Genomic DNA, 17,825 nt, shown 5'->3' with positions numbered 1-17,825 from the left:
AAGGAATTCGTTTTATGAAAAATAAATCATCATTGTTTATTTGGTCTGTGCTGTTGTCGACGGGATTTATGCTTCCAATCGCTCAAGCAGCCGATGGTAACTCATCTTCGCAGCAAGTTTATCGCTCTGCTGATCAGAAATCGTTTCAAGGACCTGAAAACCTATTTACCGGGAAAGTTAACGTCGAGATGTTGTTTCCTGAAAACGAAGTTGCAAACTACAGCGCCGCCTATGTCACTTTTGATGCAGGAGCTCGAACCGCTTGGCATACTCACCCTGCAGGACAACACATGATCGTCACTTCCGGTACCGCACTTACAGGAACGCGTGATGGGCATGTAATTCGATTTGCTGCTGGTGATAGTGTCTGGTGTCCTCCTGGTATCGACCATTGGCACGGTGCAACACCAAATGCGCCAATGACTCACCTAGTGGTTACGGCGTCAAAAGACGGTGAAAACGTTATCTGGAAAGAGCAGGTCACCGATGAGCAGTATGCAGCAGGACAGCAATAACAAAGGCCACGTTTTTATAGCGAGCGCAGAGCTTTTACTCTGCGTTTTTTATTGTCTTGTTGGGCCAACCAAGCGCATTTCCCAATCCTCGACTTCGCCAGTTTCTAGACGGCGCTCGACCAACTTGCCCCAAGATTCGACTAACGGCAGTTCAGACAGCTTAGTGAGTTCTTCTCTATCTAAACAGCCAGTGAAAACCGCGCCCATGATGCGAGCCAGTGGCCATTCAGGATAAGGTCTTTCACACAGAATAATCTCGTCACCTGCACCGATATCGCCTTCTTCCAATACTCGGAAATACCAGCCTGTTCGAAGCGTATCTTGCAGTCTTCTCGCCATGTCGTGTTGGTCAAATCGTACGTTAAGTTTCCAACAAGGCATGCGACCTTGCGACACTTCCAGTAGTGTTGAGCCGATACGGATTTTATCTTTCAAGCAAATCGTGGATTCGGTGACGCCCTCGGAGCTGATGTTTTCGCCAAAGCCGCCAGCGGATTGGAAAATAGTTCTTTCGCCTAATTGTTGTTGCCAGATTGGGTAGTGTTCGCTTGGGTAAATATGAAGCGCTTTTTGAATCCCACCATGAAAGCGCGGATCGCCTTGCTCATCACTGGTAAAACCGAGCTCTGTTGCGTGCTGGCGCTCAGGCAGCACTTGTTTGTTGATAGCGCTTTGCGCTCCATGAGCATAAGGGACGGTTTTCCCTGCTAGCACAGCTTTTACGACGCCGATTTTCTTCATGTAACCTCCTTATTATTTGAATGAGAGATAAAGTGTTTACCTTCATTCGCGATGCGGAGCATGATAGCCTAGTGAACTTGTGTCGGAATAGGGATGAAAAGACAATCAACAATGCTAACTCGCCAAATTGATTCGAAGTCAGGCGTCATGACCTCCAATGAGATGATGGCCGCGAATCCCCATTCTCCTGTTTTGGTGAAAACCATCGACATGCCAAAAGGTTACATTGATGCGCTGCATCAACACACTTGGCATCAAATCATCTTTCCTATCAAAGGGTTATTGCAAACGCAAACGGAGCATTATCAGCATTTGGTTCCGCACACTTCTGCGTTATTTGTTCCTGCGGGTGTTCAACACGAGTCGATTGCTCTGAGTAACACGATCTTTGTTGGCATTTACCTTAACCCTGCGTTTGGCGCAATGTACGAGCCACAAGTGAGAACCATTGCTTTAACGCCGTTTTTAAATGAGCTTTTACAAGAGATCCGCAGACAGTGTGAAAATGAGACAAGCCATGAAGAAGTGCTGCATTTGCTGGCGGTGTTGCATGATCAAATTTTGAAAAGCAACGTGCAGACATTTCAGTTATTACTGCCACAAGACAGACGACTCAAACTGATTTTCGAGCAACTGACTGACGAGCCCGCGTTGAGCTGTTCGCTAAAAGAGTGGGGGGAGAAAATTGGGGCGTCTGAGCGCACTTTATCACGGTTGTTTGCCAAGGAATTCAACACTTCATTTCTGCTTTGGCGGCAACAAATTCGGCTGATTTACTCGCTTTCTTTGTTAGATGAATCGTTGCCAATCCAAGCCATTGCAGACCTAGTGGGTTATCAAAACGACTCCTCCTACATCAAAGCATTTAAAGCCTATTTTGATATGACGCCACAACAGTTTAGAGTGAACGGCGCATCGCGCAGGTAGAAATACAGAGCTTCGACTTCACTTAATGCTTTTGAGAAGAAGTCGCGAAACGTCCCTTTTTAATTTCAATTACATGGTATGAATAACAATGGCACCAACGATAAATACTCGAGTGAATCAATTCTGTTTTGGTCAGCCCAAAACGTCGCTGTCGTTGGAAAAAGAGCCCCTCAAACCGCTTGTTCAGGGCAAGATTCGGGTGAGGCTCGAAGCTACAAACATTAACCCAAGTGACTTGCTTTCCATTTATGGTGTTGGGCAATACCGCCGCGTTCACGTACCACCTCGCGTGCCGGGATTTGAAGCGGTTGGGCGTGTGGTGGACGTCAGTGCTGTTGGTCAAACTGGCCTTCAAGTTGGGCAAAAAGTGTTGGTGGCGATGAGTGGTACTTGGCAATACTGCATAGATGCTTCGCCTGAGAATCTTTTTCCGCTACCTGAAAGTTTGGATAACGGCTATGCCTGCCAGTTGTACATCAATGCGCTAACCGCGTGGGTTATCACCACGAAAGTGGCTAAGTTGAACAAAAGTGATGTGGTGATCATCAATGCGGCAGGGTCAGCGATCGGTAAGATATTTGCCCAGCTTGCTCATTCACTGGGTTTTACACTGATTGCTGTGACTTCAAAGCCAGACGAGTATCCATACGATACGATTCCAGTGTTGGACGCGAAGCAAGACTTACACGTGCAACTGCAAACGCGCAAACTGCCACAACCAACGGCCGCTTTGGATGCGATAGGTGGTGAGGCTGGCACGTATCTCATTCGTACCTTGAAAGAAAACGGTCAATACATCAACTACGGAACGTTGTCGTTGGCGCCTTATACGCCGGCGTTTTTTGAATCGATGAAGACCAACAACATCGACTTTAGCACCTTCTTTTTGCGGTATTGGGAAGAATCGGTAGGTAAAAGCGTGAGAAAGGCGGTATTCGCTGAAATGTTAGACCACTTTATTGCCAACGATATAAAGTTAAATGTAGCGTCTGAGCTGCCTCTAGAGGATTTTCAAACTGCGATTGAAATGGTTGAGCAACGCTCATCGGCGGTGTCAGGAAAAATCATTTTGACGCTATGAATTACAGTGAGTCTGTTGAGAAAAGGGAGGATAAAATCCTCCCTTTTTTGATGGGTTATTTGTAATGATGGGACTATTTTAGATGGAAAATTTGTTCTGTTTCGAGCGATGTCATCGTACGTACTTGACGCCAAATGTAATAAAAAATACCGAACATCATTAACATACTTGGAATTGCAATCATCGGGTAGCTGTAAAGCGTCATCTTACCCAACTCTTCATTAAAGGCAGCCGTGCCCGAAGGACTGGTCACGATCCAAGTCGCAAGGAAGTAGTTCATCGCGGATGAGAACGCAAAAGTACTCGCAAACAGATAGTTTGATGACATTAGACAACGTTCAAATGCCTCTGATTGACCGTTCTCTTTCAAGCGTTCGTTAATCAGCGATAAATTCAATACCGTGTCATTCAGTACTAACTTCTGCATCAGTGGGTAGCGGGTAAACGTTGAGCCCAAAACCGCTAAACCGATCAGGCCAGGGATCAGGGCTTCTTTCAAGGCTAACCAACGTGTATCGAGCTCTAACAAGCCAATGCCGCCAGTTAATAAAACACTGATAAAGCCAAGTGCAGAAATAAAGTTAAATTTCTTGTTCCGGACAAGGTCCATACCGCCGTAAATGATAGGAAATAGCAAAGCGACAACCAGCGCCATTGCTGTTCCTAGGTGTTCATCGCCGCTAAACTTCATCAAGATAAAGGAAGGGATGAATACGTTAAAAAGAATCTCGAATAGGGGATTCGGCTTTTTCGCCGTTGTGTTACTCATAATGTTTTACTGACTCTACTCTATGTCGGCTGTTATTGTACTTTGACGAGAAGTGTTCATCTAGTCGCGCTTGATGTAAAGCGTTAAAGCGCCGAGTTGTGTAACGACTTATGAAATAGACCGGAGCATAGCCAGTTAGTTGACATGATTGACTACTTTTTTTGTGTCTTAATCGCGCTCCCTCTGCGCAATGATCTGATTGCGTGCTCTGAATAATCGAGTCGCCACGGTGTTGTGATTAAGCTCTAATACTTGAGCAATTTCATTATGATTAAACCCGACTACGAGTTTTAAGACCAATGGCTCTCGGTATTTGGGTTCGAGAATCATCATTTGTTTTTGAAGCCAATCTTGTGCCATGTCGTGGTCACTGCCAGGGTAGGTTTTTGCCTGTATTACACACTCATCAATATCGACAAAATCGTACTGCTTTTTATCAAAGCGCCGAGCATTCTCACGACGCAAAATGGTGATGAGCCAAGGCTTCGCGGCATTGGGATCATTTAAGTTATCAAAGAATCGCCACGCTTTCAGGAAGGTGTCTTGCGCCAAATCTTCAGCAAGGTGATGATCTTTGCATAGCCAATATGCGAGACGATAGATATCTTGGTATCGCTCCTTCGTCAGTGCTTCGTATCGTTTGTGTTTTTCCATAGGATTAAGATCAGAAGTGTAGAGCTGAGCAGCAAGGTAACCTCTGAAGCTTCAAAGGTTACCTGCGGTTTCGTCCTTGCCCGCTTAAAATGGCTGGGTAGAAAAACGTGAGTATTGAAGGGCGTCTGCGACTTCTTGAGCTTTAGATTCCGAAGTCATGAGATGCAGCAATTTAAGGGCGGCTTGATAGCTAACTAGGCTGCCGTTTGAGGTGATGACACCCTCATCAACAACAAAATTCTGGTCGACCTGTACATCAACTGCTGGATAGTCTTTTTGTAATCCGCTTTCACCTCCTGCCCATGTCGTCGCTTTCTTACCGTTTAACAGGCCAGCCTCGGCCAATAGATACGCACCAGAGCAATTACTTGCCATCCAATCTGCCGCCTTTGATGTGGTTTGAATAAAGTGAATGAGATCCTTGTTTTCGATTAGCGCATCCATGTCGTAGCTGGATGTTAAAACCAGCACGTCGAGTTCCGGCTGATCGCCAATCCAAGCATCCACACCAATTTTTAATCCCTCTTCAGTGGTGATGGTTTTCTGATCAGAGACGGAAATAGTGACTACTTCATAATCGCTAAACCAAGTCAGCCGACTTGCGACGCCAAAGACCTCTAAAGGCGCAGTAACATCAGAGGTCAGTACGCCGTCGTAAACCAGAATGCCAATGCGTTTATCCGCCGCATGTGCCGTTTGAAGCATCCCAAATAATAGGACTAAGGTCGCTATTAATAGTTGTAGTGCATTCTTTAATCCATTTTTACCCATTGTTTTTTCCTCGCTAACAGAGCATCAAGTTATTGAGATTCATTATATTTGGGCTGATTGGTGATTGAAGAGCCACTTTGTCTTTATTAAAGTGAATAAAGTTCACGAATGGAGTGCACGAGTTTTATGGATAAGATACGGTCCCTACGATTTTTTATTGCCACTTTAGAAGGTGGCAGTTTTGCTGCGGCCGCCAAAGCGTATGGCACAGACCCTTCTACGGTGAGTAAGGCCATCCATCGTCTTGAAAGCGACTTGGGAATACAGCTTTTCCAACGTTCTACGCGACAGATCCGTCTGACAGAAGCCGGTCGTCGATACGCAAATACCGCTAGGTTTGTACTGGACGAACTGACGGCGTGTGAGGATTCATTGAAAAGCCACAATGATGCGCTTTCAGGACTGCTTAAGATTAATGTGCCGGTCTCTTACGGTCGCCTTTACATTCGCCCTTTATTAAAAGAGTTTTGTCGCCGCTACCCCAGCATCACGATCGATATTCATTACGATGACGCCTACGTTGATATTATTGAGCAAGGGATTGATGTGTCGATTAGATCTGGTGTCGTTCAGGACAGCCAGTTGATTGTGCGCCAGCTGAGTCCTATCGATTTTATTATTTGTGGCAGTCAGGATTACTTAGCGCGGCATGGTGTTCCGAGTGGCCCGGATGTATTCAATGACCATTCTTGGGTTCGTTTTCGTTTTAAACAAACGGGGAAACTGTTGCCGATTCGGATGCCAGAACCAGACGGTGCAAGTGAGTATAACCCCGAGAGAAATTTTATTGTAAACGACGGCGAATCCATGGCAGAGCTTTGCGCAGAAGGCTTAGGGTTAACTCAGATTCCTCACTTTATCGCGAGAGATTGGCTCAAAGCGAGGCGTTTAGTGCCGATATTTCCGAGTATGCGCCAAGCAGGAAATGGCGTGTATCTTCTCTATGCCAACCGGGAATATGTGCCCGCCCGAGTGAGGGTGTTCATCGATTTTATCACTCAAGCAATACAGGAGATGGATGAAACGCCATTCCATACGTGGGCTGAAACGTTGCCGATTTACCAACCGAACCAAGGAGATTGAAAACTTCATGTGAGTCTTTGGTTAAAACACTCCAAGCCATATGGTGCTTTTATGGGTTTTTGTTAGGTTATTGGGCGTTATTATCGACAAGCGCAGTTTGCTCTTCGTCACTCATAAAGGAAAGACAATGCCAACTAAGATCTTAGTGCCAGTTTTGGCTCTACTTCTCAGCGCATGTGGCGGCGACGGGGAGTCGTCAGCACCTGTAGACAGCGGCTCTCAAAACACAGGTTCCACATCGTCACAAGGCACATTTGCCGAGCAGATGCTCGCAGCTGTCAACAGTGCTCGCTCTACTACACAGCAGTGTGGGGCAACCACCATGCCACCTGTTGGGGCCCTGACTTGGAGCTACGATTTGGAAAGCGCGGCTTATCGACATTCGAGCGATATGGCGAACAGCGATTTCATGAGTCATACAGGCTCTGACGGCAGCACGCTGTCAGATCGAGTCAACGCAACGGGCTATGCTTGGAGCGCTATTGGTGAGAATGTCGCCGTAGGGCAAAGTTCCATTTACGCCGTCGTTAATGCTTGGTTATCGAGCGAAGGTCACTGCCTCAATATCATGAGTGCGGATTTTGATCAGATGGGCGCGTCGCTTGTCGAAAATCACTCGGCAAGCTACGGGTATTACTGGACTCAGGTTTTTGCCAAACAGCGCTAATGCGATAAAGAAACCTGATAGATAAACTAAAACGCCAGCAGTAACCATCTGCTGGCGTTTTATTATTTACGTCTCTTTTAGCTTGTCAGGTTACGAAGTTTTGGATCATCCGTCAGGTATTCAACGAATTCGATCTCAAAACCTGCAGGGTCAACAAAATACACATTCTTGCGATATGGCTCATCAGCCCCAGGTTGGGCAATCGGATAACCTGCATTGGTCAGTCTTTTTATGATGGCATCGACGTTGTTGGTCACATAAGCAAAATGCGCTAGCCCTACTTGGTGGCCGCCCAACTCGCGGTTCTCTCCTTCACCGTGGTCACTCATCGCAATGTATTGATACTCGTCGCCAAAATGTAGCCAGTTTCTTGGCTTACCACTCCATTCGCCTTTCCCCTCATCACGCACGTACCAATGTGGAAATGCAGTTTGATAAAACTTCAGCATTTCAGGGATGTTTTTCACGACTAAATTAATATGTTCTAGTTGGATCATGATGTGCTCCTTTTTGTCATTTCCTAGCCAACGATGAACATGCTAAAACCTCAAGTTAAGTCGAGGTAAAGGGCTTTTTTAAAATTTTTTAGGGTTGATGTCTTTGGAGCTTGGTACATGGAGAGATTCGGTGGGGTGGTACTTTGAATCTATGAGTTGGGTTAGGTGCTTGCAACCCTCTTTCATCTTTTGTTTGTTCGTGCTAATCATTTTCGAGCGAGTTTGTGATGAGTAGATTCCCAGTCTCACCTAGGTTCGCGGAAATGACGTGAAGAGAGCGCTAAACGAACAGCGTCATTCTGAATGAGCCTAAGCGAGTATTCAGAATCTATTTGCAGCGCGTTTTGATACTGGTGGTGTGAATTGAATTATCCGCGATTGTAGAACTTGCCACCTTGAGCTCGGAGTGTTGAGATCTTTAGAGTTTGATACAAGCGAAGGTTAGGTGGGGTTGGTGGTTTGAGGCTGAGAGGAGGAGCATGTTCATGAATTCTCTAACCGTTGATGCTTCACGTTTATGTGTGTGAATTTCTTTCGTTCAAGCTTACTGTGAGTAGATTCCCAGTCTCACCTAGGTTCGCGGGAATGACGCGAAGAGAGCGCTACACGAACAGCGTCATTCTGAAGGAGCCTAAGCGAGTATTCAGAATCTATTTGCAGCGCGTTTTGATGCTGGTGGTGTGAATTGAATTATCCGTGACTGTAGAACTTGCCACCTTAAGCACGGAGTGCTGGGGGATGTACTTACACCCCTCCCCAAAAACCAAAAAAGCCAGCAGTTAATAGTTAATATCTGCTGGCAAAGTCTTTGGGCTTTTAGGTTTTTTGATTTTATTTCTTGTTACTCATCGCTGTCACGGTGCCCCGATTGGTTTTCCGGGGAAGAAAACACCGCACCGTGCGCTTTGTGCTCAAGAAATTGGAGATTAACCTTGCTTACGGATTAGGTAGTCAAACGCGCCTAAGCTTGCTTTTGCACCTTCACCCATCGCAATGATGATCTGTTTGTAAGGAACCGTCGTTGCGTCACCCGCTGCGAAGACACCTTCTAGGCTGGTTTCACCACGGCTACCAACTTCAATTTCGCCGCGCTCAGAAAGCGCTACTTCTGAATCTTTCAGCCATTCTGTGTTTGGTACTAGACCGATTTGGACAAAGATACCTGACAGTTCAATCTCTTTGATTTCATCTGTGTTGCGGTCTTTGTACTTCAAGCTTGTTACGCGAGTACCGTCGCCCACAACTTCAGTAGTTTGCGCCATCGTGATGATGTCTACGTTTGGTAGTGAGTTCGCTTTGTCGATAAGCACTTGGTCTGCGCGAAGTACGTCTGCGAATTCAAGAACCGTTACGTGTTCTACGATACCAGCAAGGTCGATAGCTGCTTCGATGCCTGAGTTACCACCACCGATAACCGCAGTTTTCTTACCTTTGAACAGTGGACCATCACAGTGTGGGCAGTACGCGACGCCTTTGTTGCGGTACTCTTGCTCACCCGGAACGTTCATTTCACGCCAGCGTGCACCAGGGCTAAGGATGACACTCTTACTTTTCAGCGTTGCGCCGCTTTCAAGTTGGATATGAATCAAGCCATCATCTGTGTGCGCTGCGCCCATCAGTTTTTGCGCTTGTTGCTCAGTCACGACGTCTACGTCATATTCTTTTAGGTGCTCTGCTAGGTCAGTCGCCAGTTTTGGACCTTCAGTACGTTTTACCGAGATAAAGTTCTCGATTGCCATGGTGTCCATCACCTGACCACCGAAGCGTTTAGCGACAACTCCAGTGCGAATACCTTTACGCGCTGCGTATAGTGCTGCTGCACTACCACCAGGGCCACCGCCGACAACTAGCACGTCGTATGGGTCTTTTTCGCTCAGTGCTTTGGCTGCTTTCTCGCTCGCGCCGTCATCCACTTTGTTTAGGATTTCAGTCAGAGACATACGACCTTGGCCGAATAGCTCACCGTTCACGAATACGCTTGGTACGGCCATGATGTCGCGTTGTTTCACTTCATCTTGGAAGAGTGCACCGTCGATCATGGTTGCTTTCACTTTCGGGTTGATTGCCGCCATCATGTTGAACGCTTGAACGACGTCTGGACAGTTTTGGCACGACAGTGAAATGAACACTTCAACTTCCAACTCTTTATCTAGCGCTGCGATTTGTTCAATCACTTCCGGCTCTAGTTTGATTGGGTGACCACCAGAGTGCAGCAATGCCAATACCAGAGAGGTAAATTCGTGACCCATTGGTAGGCCAGCAAAGCGAAGTGCTGTGCCTTTTACTGGGTTGGTCACCGTCATCACTGGTTTACGTGCGCTTGCGTTGTCGTCACGTTCAACGGTGATAAAGTCGCTCATCTCTGCGATTTGGTTCGCCAGAGACAGAATGTCATTCGATGCTTTGCTTTCATCTAGACTAACCACTAGACGAACGTCTTCTTTTACATTAGCCAGATATTGTTTGAGTTGTTGTTGGATCGCTTGGTCTAACATAGTTGTTGTTACCTTAAATAAACAAAAGAGTGGTTACTCTGGATAAAATCAGTAGGGAGAGAGCAAACCAGGCAGAAGGTCGTCAAGGTATCTAACCTGGAATGCTCTCTAAGTTAAGCGTCAATTAGCATGTCAAATTGAGCTTAAATTCAGTGGCTTAGATTTTGCCTACTAGGTCTAGAGAAGGAGCTAGCGTCTCTTCGCCTTCTTTCCATTTCGCTGGGCAAACTTCACCTGGGTGTGCTGCTACGTACTGAGCTGCTTTCACTTTGCGTAGTAGGTCTTCTGCGTCACGACCGATACCTTCAGCAGTGATTTCCATTGCTTGGATAGTACCTTCTGGGTCGATTAGGAACGTTGCACGGTCTGCAAGACCTTGGCCTTCACGCATCACACCGAAGTTGTTTGTGATGTTGCCTGTTTGGTCGCCAAGCATGTAGTACTGGATCTTGCCGATTGTTTCTGAGCTATCGTGCCAAGCTTTGTGAGTGAAGTGTGTGTCTGTTGATACTGAGTACACTTCAACGCCGCGTTTTTGTAGCTCTTCGTAGTGGTCTGCTAGGTCACCTAGTTCTGTCGGACATACGAATGTGAAGTCTGCTGGGTAGAAGAAGAATACAGCCCATTTGCCTAGAACATCTTGTTCTGTTACTTCAACGAATTCGCCGTTTTTGTATGCTGTAGCTGCAAATGGTTTGATCTTTGTATTAATCATTTTTACTTTCCTCAGAATGTTTTAGGGTGAGCAGTTCTTGCTTTCGGAAAGTATATTCGCATTGGAACGTGTTTAAGGAAAATCGCTTGTAACTATCCTATTGATAGTCATTTCCTATCTTTCTTAATAGGGAAAACCGATGTAAGTGAGTTTGCTTTGATAGGCTTTATTGAAGATGAAGGCCGAGTGGTAATAGAGAATACCGATGATGACCTTTAAGAGATCGTCTGGCTAAGATCGAAAGAACCTGCATCTCGGCAGGCTCTTTCTAATAGGAAGTGGGGAAGCTGATGCTTTTATTTTTTAGTTCAGATTGTCGAGCACCTTGCCGCACAACTTCTTCAGCATGATCATTTCATCCAGCTCCAACGTGATTTTACACATCATAGCGTTTGGTACTGACTTGGCTTGCTCTTTGAGGTCACGACCTTGCTCGGTTAGGTTGAGTACGCGTACGCGCTCATCGGTGTCACTGCGACCACGTTCTACATAGCCTTTTGTTTCTAATCGTTTAAGCAGCGGCGTGAGCGTGCCTGAATCCAAATGCAGTTGAGAGCCCAGTTCTTTAACACTGGCACCGTCTTTCTCCCACAACACCATCATCACTAAGTATTGCGAATAAGTCAGATCAAGTTCGTCCAGCAAAGGGCGGTAAGCTCGGATCACCGCATTTGCTGCACTATAGAGCGGGAAGCAAACTTGGTTTTCGAGTAAGAGTTTATCGTCGTTGGTCATGGTGTTGTCGGTGTAACACTGGCTCATTGGCGTTGCCTACCTGCTCACAGAGAAAGAGAGTAACAAAATAAATTGTGCACAATATAGTTGCAAACGATCTTTACTTCGATATAAGATTGCAGGCAATTAAATTGTGCGCAACTTAAGTTAAGAAGGACAATCGCATGACTACTCTATACAAAACTCAAGCTACTGCTTTGGCTGGTCGTAATGGTCAAGTAAAAACAGATGACGGTCTTCTCGATCTAGAGCTGTCATACCCGAAGGAAATGGGCGGCACAGGTGCAGCAACTAACCCTGAGCAGCTTTTCGCAGCGGGCTATTCAGCATGTTTTTCTAACGCGATTCTGCACGTAGCACGTGAAGGTAAAGTAAACCTGAAAAGTGCACCCGTAACAGCGCAAGTGGGCATTGGTCCGAACGATAACGGCGGCTTTGCACTAACAGTGAGCTTAGCGGTAGAGCTAGATATGCCACAAGAACAAGCATTAGAGCTAACGCGCATTGCACACCAAGTTTGCCCATACTCAAACGCCGTTCGTGGCAATATTGATGTTGCTGTTACAGTAAACGGCGAAGCGATCTAATCGATTTAGACATTATTTCTAATAGAAGGAAAGCCTGCGAACGTGCAGGCTTTTTTCGATTATTTGATGGCAGTGCAGAAGCTGACGTCTGCATGGTGCGTTTGTGGATCGTAGCTATGATAAAGTTCGAAGCAAGGTCGACAGTCGTTTTCAATACCAGATTCAACCACTTTGCTCATCAAATCATCCCATGCTTTAGGGTATTGGCTGAATTCGGTAATTTGCTGGCGCATCACCGCATATTGACCGCCGGGGAAGTCTTGCAGCTCAATGCCTTTTGGTACTTCGGTATCTTCTGGCACCATTAGACAGATGTCAGTACGACACTTCTCGTCTGGCGTGATTTCTGGGTTATCGTGATAAATGAAGATACAGGTATTGCCCGCCAAACCTTTCATTCCTGCCCATTGATACAAGCGACCTGATGGTTCTTCATAACCTTGGCCATAAGGGCCGTTAACGCGAATGTAAGCCAATTTTGCTTTATCAACGTTTTGCGTTTCCATATTGTTGCTCCATGTTGTGAGTTCAGAGTCAGTATATGAATCGCTTAGGGCTCGTTCGTTTCCATTCTTGCGCAGTGCGTGTCCAATCTTGCTGTTTCGCGCGAGTTCAGAAAATTGCTGGTAGTTTTTACAATCGCGAAAGGCGGTTGGTGTTACGCCATAATGCTGCTTAAACGCTTTAGCTAGGCTTTGCGAACTAGAAAAACCGTACTCTAACGCGATGTTCAGCACTGGTTGCTTTGATTTGAAAAGGTCGTCTGCTGCCGCCTCTAGCCGTAAACGTCGGATGAAGTCGGCTAATGTTTCGCCTTGTACCGCCTTAAAGGTACGGTGAAAATGATAGGGAGAGAGGTTGGCTAGCGCTGCCACTTCGAGCAAATTGAGAGGATCGTTAAAGTGCTGTTCCAGATAGCGAATAACAGGAACGAGTCGTTGGTGATAATCGACACGCATGAGAGGGGCCACCCTTGTTTGATTTGCTCAAAGCGTACCGCAACGAAGCAAGGATTCAAGGCTAGTATTGAATAAATGCGTCGTAGTCATTTATTTCTGATTGTGATGCATTCTGTTGCGGGTAGGAGATGGTTCTTAAGATGGCTTCTCAACGGTAATTGAAATCCGTTCAGAGCGCTTAATATCCCGTCAGCTCCATATAACCAGTCCCAGAATGAGAGCCCTCAATACGCACTGGACCTTCCCAATAAGGCACAGAAAGCGGCATTTTCGCGTTCGGGTTGAGAGCAGAAACGGTAAGCTCGATTTGCTGGTTAGGAATCGACACTTGCCACTCGGTTGGATACTTTCGCCCTTGGATTTCTGTTTGCTTGGTTGCCTCTAACTGAATGTCTTTTTGAGAAATGGCGATGCCAGAACCATCGTGCTGCATCAGCCTCGCGCTGGAGTAACTGGCTGATCCGGTTTTGGAATCACGCAATTGGAACACCACCAAGCTGGTGTCGTCACTCAACCTTAGAGCAAACCAGTCCCAGCCTTGTTGTGAGTCGAGTAAGAATTGCGAGCTCCACTCTCGGTCTATCCAACCTTTGCCCGACACTTGATGGGTTTTGCCGTCGATAGTGACCTCACCGGAGACATCAATAAACGGTTGGCTGTAGTAATACGAAGCCACCTGACCATCGCCACTTTTGGTACTGTAACCTTGCTCGCCTTGCTTTTGATAAGGCGCAGTGCTGGTAAGCGTCAGCGAATAGCCAAACTGTTCGGAGTTCGCCTTCAATGTGGCAGGGAAGAGGTCGGTGGTTGAAGAAGTCCACTGCCAATCATCGAGGTAAACCCGAAATGGTGAAGTGTCGACGCCAGCGAGAGAGGCTTGGTCGCGCGACCATTTTTCATCGGCGTAGTGTTTGTCCGTTGTAGTGACCGCGCTGTGCGCCATGTAGATTTGCTGCGTTTGCCACTCGGTTTTCCTCACGTCATCTTCGCCTTTTGGCGGCGCAGCAGCAAAGCGAAATTGTGTCCACTGGACGCCAAGTGGAGTGCCATCTTCATCAATTAAGTTAGCGGTTAAGTACCACCATTCATGACGAAAGTTTGGGTGCGCTTGATGATCGGTAGGAAAGGTGAGTTCAACCCCTTTTTCTACGGGTGTGAATAGGTTGCTCTCGCTTTGTGTTTCTCCACTGCCTAGCAACGTGCCCATATTTTTTTGTTGGGGATCTTCACATCCAAATAGGAACAGACTGCTTATGAGTAGAGTAAGCTTGCTTGCTAATCGAACCATCACAACACCTCGCTCTGCAAACTGGACACGACAGGCTTACTGACCAATCGCCACAGAGGAATCAAGGTTGCAATCACTGCCACGAAGATGGTGATCGCCGCAATGCTCAGCGCATCACTCCAATTCCACAGATAATTTAAGCTCCAACCAAAAGCGCGCAAGGTGACGATGTCTGTCAGCACATAACCCACCATGGCTCCTAAAGGTAGGGCGATAACCAGAGTAAAACTGACCAGAGCGACGATCTGTCCGACCACCATGGTCATTAATTTACGACGGCTGACGCCAAGTGCATACAGCCTTGCAATGGCGGCTTTACGCGCGTCGAGCAACATAAAACAAGCACTGAACAAACCAATCACGGCGACCATCAAAGTCACGCCGTTGAGTGCGCGCGTAATGGCGAAGGTCTGCGAGAAAATATCTAACGCGATGGATTTGATTTGCGCCTGATCGTAGAGTTGACTTGGATGCAGATTCAATTGCTCGCGCAGTTGGTCGTAGACGATTTGTGGGTCCCCCGAAACTTTAATACCAAGGCTTGTTGGCAGGTCGGTAAAGGCACTCTCTTGCCATAATTTGGGTGCCAATAACACTTCACCATTGGGTGAGCCATAATCGTGAAATATCGCGCCCACAAGCAGGTTCTTATTTGGAACAGCATCAAGCGTGAGCTCGCTACCCAGTGACAAACCCAGTTTGACCGCGGTTGGTTCACTGATGGCGACTAACTCACCTTGGTAAAAACGCTGCCAGAAGTTCTCCAAATACGATTTGAACACCATGGTTTGTTCTAAGGTATCTTTGTCTTTGGTGCCAAGCAAAATCGGTAAACCTTGCAGGTTATCGTCGACGTAGTATTGCTTATAGACGGTCTCAACCTTGTCGAACTGCCCTAACGCGCGCTCCACCTTGGCGATTTCTCCTTGGGCAGGACTTACGTAGATATCGGCATGTAGCCTCTGTTCTAGCCACTGTTTTAGGGTGGATTCAAAACTGCCCACCAGCGTATTCATCCCCATATTGGCTGTAACGGCGAGTAGCAGTGCCATCATGGCGAGAGAAAGCGGAGAAATCAGCTCACGCAGCTCTGCAAACAGATACTGCATCAAACCGGAAGTGGTGCGTTTTTCACACCAATTAGCTAAGACGCTGAGCGTTTTGGGTAGATACAAAGGAATCGACACCACAAGCACGCCGAGCCACGCCATGGTAAAGCGGTGATGCTCACTCAGCCATAACCCTGCGAGTGCGAGAGTCGTCAACACAGCACCTATCACGAACAATTGGTTTTCGTTAGAAGCTTCAGGTGCTTGATAAAATCCACCATGAGAGGAGAGCGGCTGGCGCACTCGCTGTTTAAAGTGCTGCCAACACGCCAACAGGGTTGCGGCTAACGTGAGCAGCAGGGCTTGCGCCCACCATTGCCACTGCCAAGTGCCGGGCAGTAGTGTCGCGCCGTAAAGTTGTTCTAAAGTCAGTGCTACGGTCGGATGTAGCCAATGGCTAAGCTGCATGCCCAACACAAAACCGAGGGAAGCGCCGATGGTAACGAGGATAGTGAGTTCAACTAACAGCGCAGAGAACACAATGCTCGGCGCAACACCCGCCTGTTGAATCTGCACTAACAGCCGATTGCGTTTCAGCAAGCTGTACTTTACGCCGTTGTAAGCGATGAACAGCCCGACTAAAAAGGCAAGTAAGCTCATTGCTGTGAGATTGAGGTGAAAGCTGTCGGTCAGCGAACCAAGGTCTGTACTTTGATTATTGGAAATCCATTGTCCTTGCTCACCAATGATGCTTTGCCAATTTGCTTGCGTGTCTTTATGCCCTTTATCACCCGAATGGAAAACCGCAATGTAACTGAGCTGTCCTTGTTTATTGAGCAGTTGCTGGGCGAAGCCTATGTCCATCAACATTCGGCTACCTAACTGCCAATCATCGGGTAATACCACCACTTGGGTTGGAATGTCGTCTAAAGTTAGGGTTTCTACCTCTCCTAAGTTTTGATGTTGAGATTGGCTCATCATCACGATCGGCTTGCCAGCCAAAAGCTCTGGTAAAGGTAAAGCACTGTCGAACAAAGATACGTTCTGCTGGTTTTCTGATGAATAGCGAGAACGTGAAGAGATGGCGGCAATCAACTCGCTACCTTGTACTGACCAGCGACGCCCTTGTTCGTCTCTCACTCTCCCTTCGATTATAGGTAGCGCTGCACTGAGTCCGTTTTGTCTAAGGGTGAAGTAGAGCGATTCGGGCAGATAGTTTTGCCCTGCTGGTGGAATAATTAAGTTCTGAGCTTGTGCGCTAAGCTGCTCGGTAGACTCAGCATAACTGCGCTTGGCATTGAGGTTGATGGCTTGCACCGCAACAAACAAGGTCACAGCCAGCACAATACCGATCAGAATCGCGGCGGCTTGCAGTGGTGCCTGCCGATAGTGCGCCGCAAACAGATTCAGGGCGAGTCGAGTATGAGTGAATCTGGTGTTTGGTTGCTTAGCTTGCTTCATGATGTTGCTCATTTACATCGCTCTGATTTTGCGTCAGTCCGCTTTGCAAACGACCATCCTTCAAACGCCCATCTTTTAAACGTAATTGGGTTTGCATGAACTCGGCACACTCAGGGCTGTGGGTCACCAAGAGCACAGCGGTATTGCCTTGGGTGGTGATTTCATTCAACAGTTTCATCACTTCTAAGCCCGCTTTTTGGTCAAGGTTTCCTGTGGGTTCATCGGCAAGCAGAAGTTTGGGTTTGTGGGCAAGTGCACGGGCAATCGCGACGCGTTGTTGTTGACCGCCTGAAAGAGCAGAAATATGCCTGTCGAGAAGCTGGCTGATGCCTAACGTTTCGACCAGATAATCGCACCAGTCATTCCATTTCTGTTGATTCAAATTGAGAGGAAAGGCGATGTTTTTCTTTACGTTAAGAGGTGTTAAGAGGTTGAATTGCTGAAAAATAACCCCGAGTTTTTGATGGCGGAAGCGGCTCCATTGTGGGTCTTTCCAAGCCACCGTGTTATCGCCATCTAACCACAACTCACCTTCGGAAAGCGGCTCAAAGCCAGCGATGACATTGAGTAAGGTACTTTTGCCGCTACCACTGGCGCCCGTCAGCGCAACACTCGCTCCTGTGTTCAACGTAAAGTCGACGCCTTCCAACACGCGATGTGTCTCTTTGCCATCGACAAAGCTTTTGCTGGCGTGTTTGAGTGTGACAAGTGGGCTTTCCATTTCCTCTCCCTACAATCAAAAGGTGTCGTTTCTTTTGGCAATGGCTATTGCAGTTCGTTCTTTAGAAACTTTAGACAACAATCAGATAAAAACAGCGATTTACATCGATT

Annotated in this window: 18 protein-coding genes; 6 read left to right on the top strand and 12 right to left on the bottom strand. The window is 47.0% G+C overall.

The annotated features are described in order from the left end of the window. Positions 1-14: 14 nt before the first annotated feature. A complete protein-coding gene (locus tag CBX98_RS12045) occupies positions 15-515 on the top strand; it encodes a cupin domain-containing protein (protein ID WP_109169301.1) in 501 nt (166 codons plus the stop codon). A 48-nt stretch (positions 516-563) separates the two neighbouring features. Here CBX98_RS12045 and CBX98_RS12040 read toward each other — a convergent pair whose 3' ends face one another. Next, entirely contained in the window at positions 564-1,256 is a 693-nt protein-coding gene (locus tag CBX98_RS12040) for an MOSC domain-containing protein (protein ID WP_109169300.1), read from the bottom strand. 111 nt (positions 1,257-1,367) lie between these two features. Here CBX98_RS12040 and CBX98_RS12035 point away from each other — a divergent pair, with 111 nt between their 5' ends. Both CBX98_RS12035 and CBX98_RS12030 read left to right on the top strand, forming a co-directional pair. Continuing rightward, the gene (locus CBX98_RS12035) at positions 1,368-2,183 is read left to right on the top strand and encodes a helix-turn-helix transcriptional regulator (RefSeq protein ID WP_046876128.1); all 816 of its coding nucleotides are present in this window, start codon (positions 1,368-1,370) and stop codon (positions 2,181-2,183) included. A gap of 88 nt (positions 2,184-2,271) precedes the next feature. Continuing rightward, entirely contained in the window at positions 2,272-3,264 is a 993-nt protein-coding gene (locus tag CBX98_RS12030) for a zinc-dependent alcohol dehydrogenase family protein (protein WP_109169298.1), read from the top strand. 73 nt (positions 3,265-3,337) lie between these two features. On the opposite strand, the gene CBX98_RS12025 is transcribed toward CBX98_RS12030, so the two are convergent. From CBX98_RS12025 to CBX98_RS12015, 3 genes are all read right to left on the bottom strand, one after another. Further along, complete coding sequence (locus CBX98_RS12025) at positions 3,338-4,033, bottom strand: VC0807 family protein (RefSeq protein ID WP_046875662.1); 696 nt, start codon at positions 4,031-4,033, stop codon at positions 3,338-3,340. A 168-nt stretch (positions 4,034-4,201) separates the two neighbouring features. After that, positions 4,202-4,687, bottom strand: a complete 486-nt coding sequence (locus CBX98_RS12020; RefSeq protein WP_012842407.1) for a sigma-70 family RNA polymerase sigma factor — start codon at positions 4,685-4,687, stop codon at positions 4,202-4,204. A gap of 84 nt (positions 4,688-4,771) precedes the next feature. Further along, complete coding sequence (locus tag CBX98_RS12015) at positions 4,772-5,458, bottom strand: DJ-1/PfpI family protein (RefSeq protein ID WP_109169297.1); 687 nt, start codon at positions 5,456-5,458, stop codon at positions 4,772-4,774. 126 nt (positions 5,459-5,584) lie between these two features. Between CBX98_RS12015 and CBX98_RS12005 the strand changes: the two genes are divergently transcribed. Beyond that, positions 5,585-6,541 carry a LysR family transcriptional regulator gene (locus CBX98_RS12005; protein WP_109169296.1) on the top strand — a complete coding sequence of 319 codons (957 nt, stop codon included), beginning with the start codon at positions 5,585-5,587 and terminating at the stop codon, positions 6,539-6,541. A 127-nt stretch (positions 6,542-6,668) separates the two neighbouring features. Then, positions 6,669-7,208 (top strand): CAP domain-containing protein, encoded by a 540-nt coding sequence (locus tag CBX98_RS12000; RefSeq protein ID WP_172605962.1) that lies wholly within the window; start codon positions 6,669-6,671, stop codon positions 7,206-7,208. Between the two features lie 77 nt (positions 7,209-7,285). Here CBX98_RS12000 and CBX98_RS11995 read toward each other — a convergent pair whose 3' ends face one another. The 4 genes from CBX98_RS11995 to CBX98_RS11980 all read right to left on the bottom strand — a co-directional run bounded on the left by CBX98_RS11995 (position 7,286) and on the right by CBX98_RS11980 (position 11,677). Further along, positions 7,286-7,705, bottom strand: a complete 420-nt coding sequence (locus CBX98_RS11995) for a VOC family protein (protein ID WP_109169294.1) — start codon at positions 7,703-7,705, stop codon at positions 7,286-7,288. Positions 7,706-8,631: 926 nt separating this feature from the next. Beyond that, positions 8,632-10,200, bottom strand: coding sequence for an alkyl hydroperoxide reductase subunit F (ahpF, locus tag CBX98_RS11990; protein ID WP_109169293.1), 1,569 nt, complete (start codon positions 10,198-10,200; stop codon positions 8,632-8,634). Positions 10,201-10,357: 157 nt separating this feature from the next. Continuing rightward, positions 10,358-10,915 carry an alkyl hydroperoxide reductase subunit C gene (gene ahpC / locus CBX98_RS11985; protein WP_005395542.1) on the bottom strand — a complete coding sequence of 186 codons (558 nt, stop codon included), beginning with the start codon at positions 10,913-10,915 and terminating at the stop codon, positions 10,358-10,360. Between the two features lie 303 nt (positions 10,916-11,218). Continuing rightward, positions 11,219-11,677: a MarR family transcriptional regulator gene (locus CBX98_RS11980; protein WP_005395543.1), complete on the bottom strand. Its 459-nt coding sequence runs from the start codon at positions 11,675-11,677 to the stop codon at positions 11,219-11,221. Between the two features lie 137 nt (positions 11,678-11,814). Between CBX98_RS11980 and CBX98_RS11975 the strand changes: the two genes are divergently transcribed. Next, entirely contained in the window at positions 11,815-12,237 is a 423-nt protein-coding gene (locus tag CBX98_RS11975) for an organic hydroperoxide resistance protein (RefSeq protein ID WP_042600226.1), read from the top strand. Positions 12,238-12,296: 59 nt separating this feature from the next. Here the strand turns inward: CBX98_RS11975 and CBX98_RS11970 are convergent, their stop codons facing one another. From CBX98_RS11970 to CBX98_RS11955, 4 genes are all read right to left on the bottom strand, one after another. Next, on the bottom strand, positions 12,297-13,196 hold the full coding sequence (locus tag CBX98_RS11970) for an AraC family transcriptional regulator (protein ID WP_109169292.1): 900 nt from the start codon (positions 13,194-13,196) through the stop codon (positions 12,297-12,299). Positions 13,197-13,374: 178 nt separating this feature from the next. After that, positions 13,375-14,484, bottom strand: a complete 1,110-nt coding sequence (locus CBX98_RS11965; RefSeq protein ID WP_109169291.1) for a lipocalin-like domain-containing protein — start codon at positions 14,482-14,484, stop codon at positions 13,375-13,377. Beyond that, positions 14,484-16,994, bottom strand: a complete 2,511-nt coding sequence (locus CBX98_RS11960) for an ABC transporter permease (protein WP_109169290.1) — start codon at positions 16,992-16,994, stop codon at positions 14,484-14,486. The genes CBX98_RS11965 and CBX98_RS11960 overlap by 1 nt, the downstream gene beginning before the upstream one ends. After that, on the bottom strand, positions 16,981-17,715 hold the full coding sequence (locus CBX98_RS11955) for an ABC transporter ATP-binding protein (protein WP_109169289.1): 735 nt from the start codon (positions 17,713-17,715) through the stop codon (positions 16,981-16,983). Before CBX98_RS11955 ends, CBX98_RS11960 begins: the two co-directional genes overlap by 14 nt. Between the last annotated feature and the right edge of the window lie 110 nt (positions 17,716-17,825).

Origin of the sequence: Vibrio sp. T9 (assembly GCF_003123985.1) — a bacterium.
In the GTDB taxonomy this organism is placed as follows: Bacteria; Pseudomonadota; Gammaproteobacteria; order Enterobacterales; family Vibrionaceae; genus Vibrio; species Vibrio diabolicus.
The sequence above is the reverse complement of the archived record's forward strand: the minus strand, read 5'-3'. Positions and strand labels throughout refer to the sequence as shown.

Excerpts from the sequence above, each read along its gene's own strand:
- CBX98_RS12045 (WP_109169301.1), top strand. The coding sequence starts at position 15 with ATGAAAAATAAATCATCATTGTTTATTTGGTCTGTGCTGTTGTCGACG.
- CBX98_RS12040 (WP_109169300.1), bottom strand. The coding sequence starts at position 1,256 with ATGAAGAAAATCGGCGTCGTAAAAGCTGTGCTAGCAGGGAAAACCGTC.
- CBX98_RS12035 (WP_046876128.1), top strand. The coding sequence starts at position 1,368 with ATGCTAACTCGCCAAATTGATTCGAAGTCAGGCGTCATGACCTCCAAT.
- CBX98_RS12030 (WP_109169298.1), top strand. The coding sequence starts at position 2,272 with ATGGCACCAACGATAAATACTCGAGTGAATCAATTCTGTTTTGGTCAG.
- CBX98_RS12025 (WP_046875662.1), bottom strand. The coding sequence starts at position 4,033 with ATGAGTAACACAACGGCGAAAAAGCCGAATCCCCTATTCGAGATTCTT.
- CBX98_RS12020 (WP_012842407.1), bottom strand. The coding sequence starts at position 4,687 with ATGGAAAAACACAAACGATACGAAGCACTGACGAAGGAGCGATACCAA.
- CBX98_RS12015 (WP_109169297.1), bottom strand. The coding sequence starts at position 5,458 with ATGGGTAAAAATGGATTAAAGAATGCACTACAACTATTAATAGCGACC.
- CBX98_RS12005 (WP_109169296.1), top strand. The coding sequence starts at position 5,585 with ATGGATAAGATACGGTCCCTACGATTTTTTATTGCCACTTTAGAAGGT.
- CBX98_RS12000 (WP_172605962.1), top strand. The coding sequence starts at position 6,669 with ATGCCAACTAAGATCTTAGTGCCAGTTTTGGCTCTACTTCTCAGCGCA.
- CBX98_RS11995 (WP_109169294.1), bottom strand. The coding sequence starts at position 7,705 with ATGATCCAACTAGAACATATTAATTTAGTCGTGAAAAACATCCCTGAA.
- ahpF (WP_109169293.1), bottom strand. The coding sequence starts at position 10,200 with ATGTTAGACCAAGCGATCCAACAACAACTCAAACAATATCTGGCTAAT.
- ahpC (WP_005395542.1), bottom strand. The coding sequence starts at position 10,915 with ATGATTAATACAAAGATCAAACCATTTGCAGCTACAGCATACAAAAAC.
- CBX98_RS11980 (WP_005395543.1), bottom strand. The coding sequence starts at position 11,677 with ATGAGCCAGTGTTACACCGACAACACCATGACCAACGACGATAAACTC.
- CBX98_RS11975 (WP_042600226.1), top strand. The coding sequence starts at position 11,815 with ATGACTACTCTATACAAAACTCAAGCTACTGCTTTGGCTGGTCGTAAT.
- CBX98_RS11970 (WP_109169292.1), bottom strand. The coding sequence starts at position 13,196 with ATGCGTGTCGATTATCACCAACGACTCGTTCCTGTTATTCGCTATCTG.
- CBX98_RS11965 (WP_109169291.1), bottom strand. The coding sequence starts at position 14,484 with ATGGTTCGATTAGCAAGCAAGCTTACTCTACTCATAAGCAGTCTGTTC.
- CBX98_RS11960 (WP_109169290.1), bottom strand. The coding sequence starts at position 16,994 with ATGAAGCAAGCTAAGCAACCAAACACCAGATTCACTCATACTCGACTC.
- CBX98_RS11955 (WP_109169289.1), bottom strand. The coding sequence starts at position 17,715 with ATGGAAAGCCCACTTGTCACACTCAAACACGCCAGCAAAAGCTTTGTC.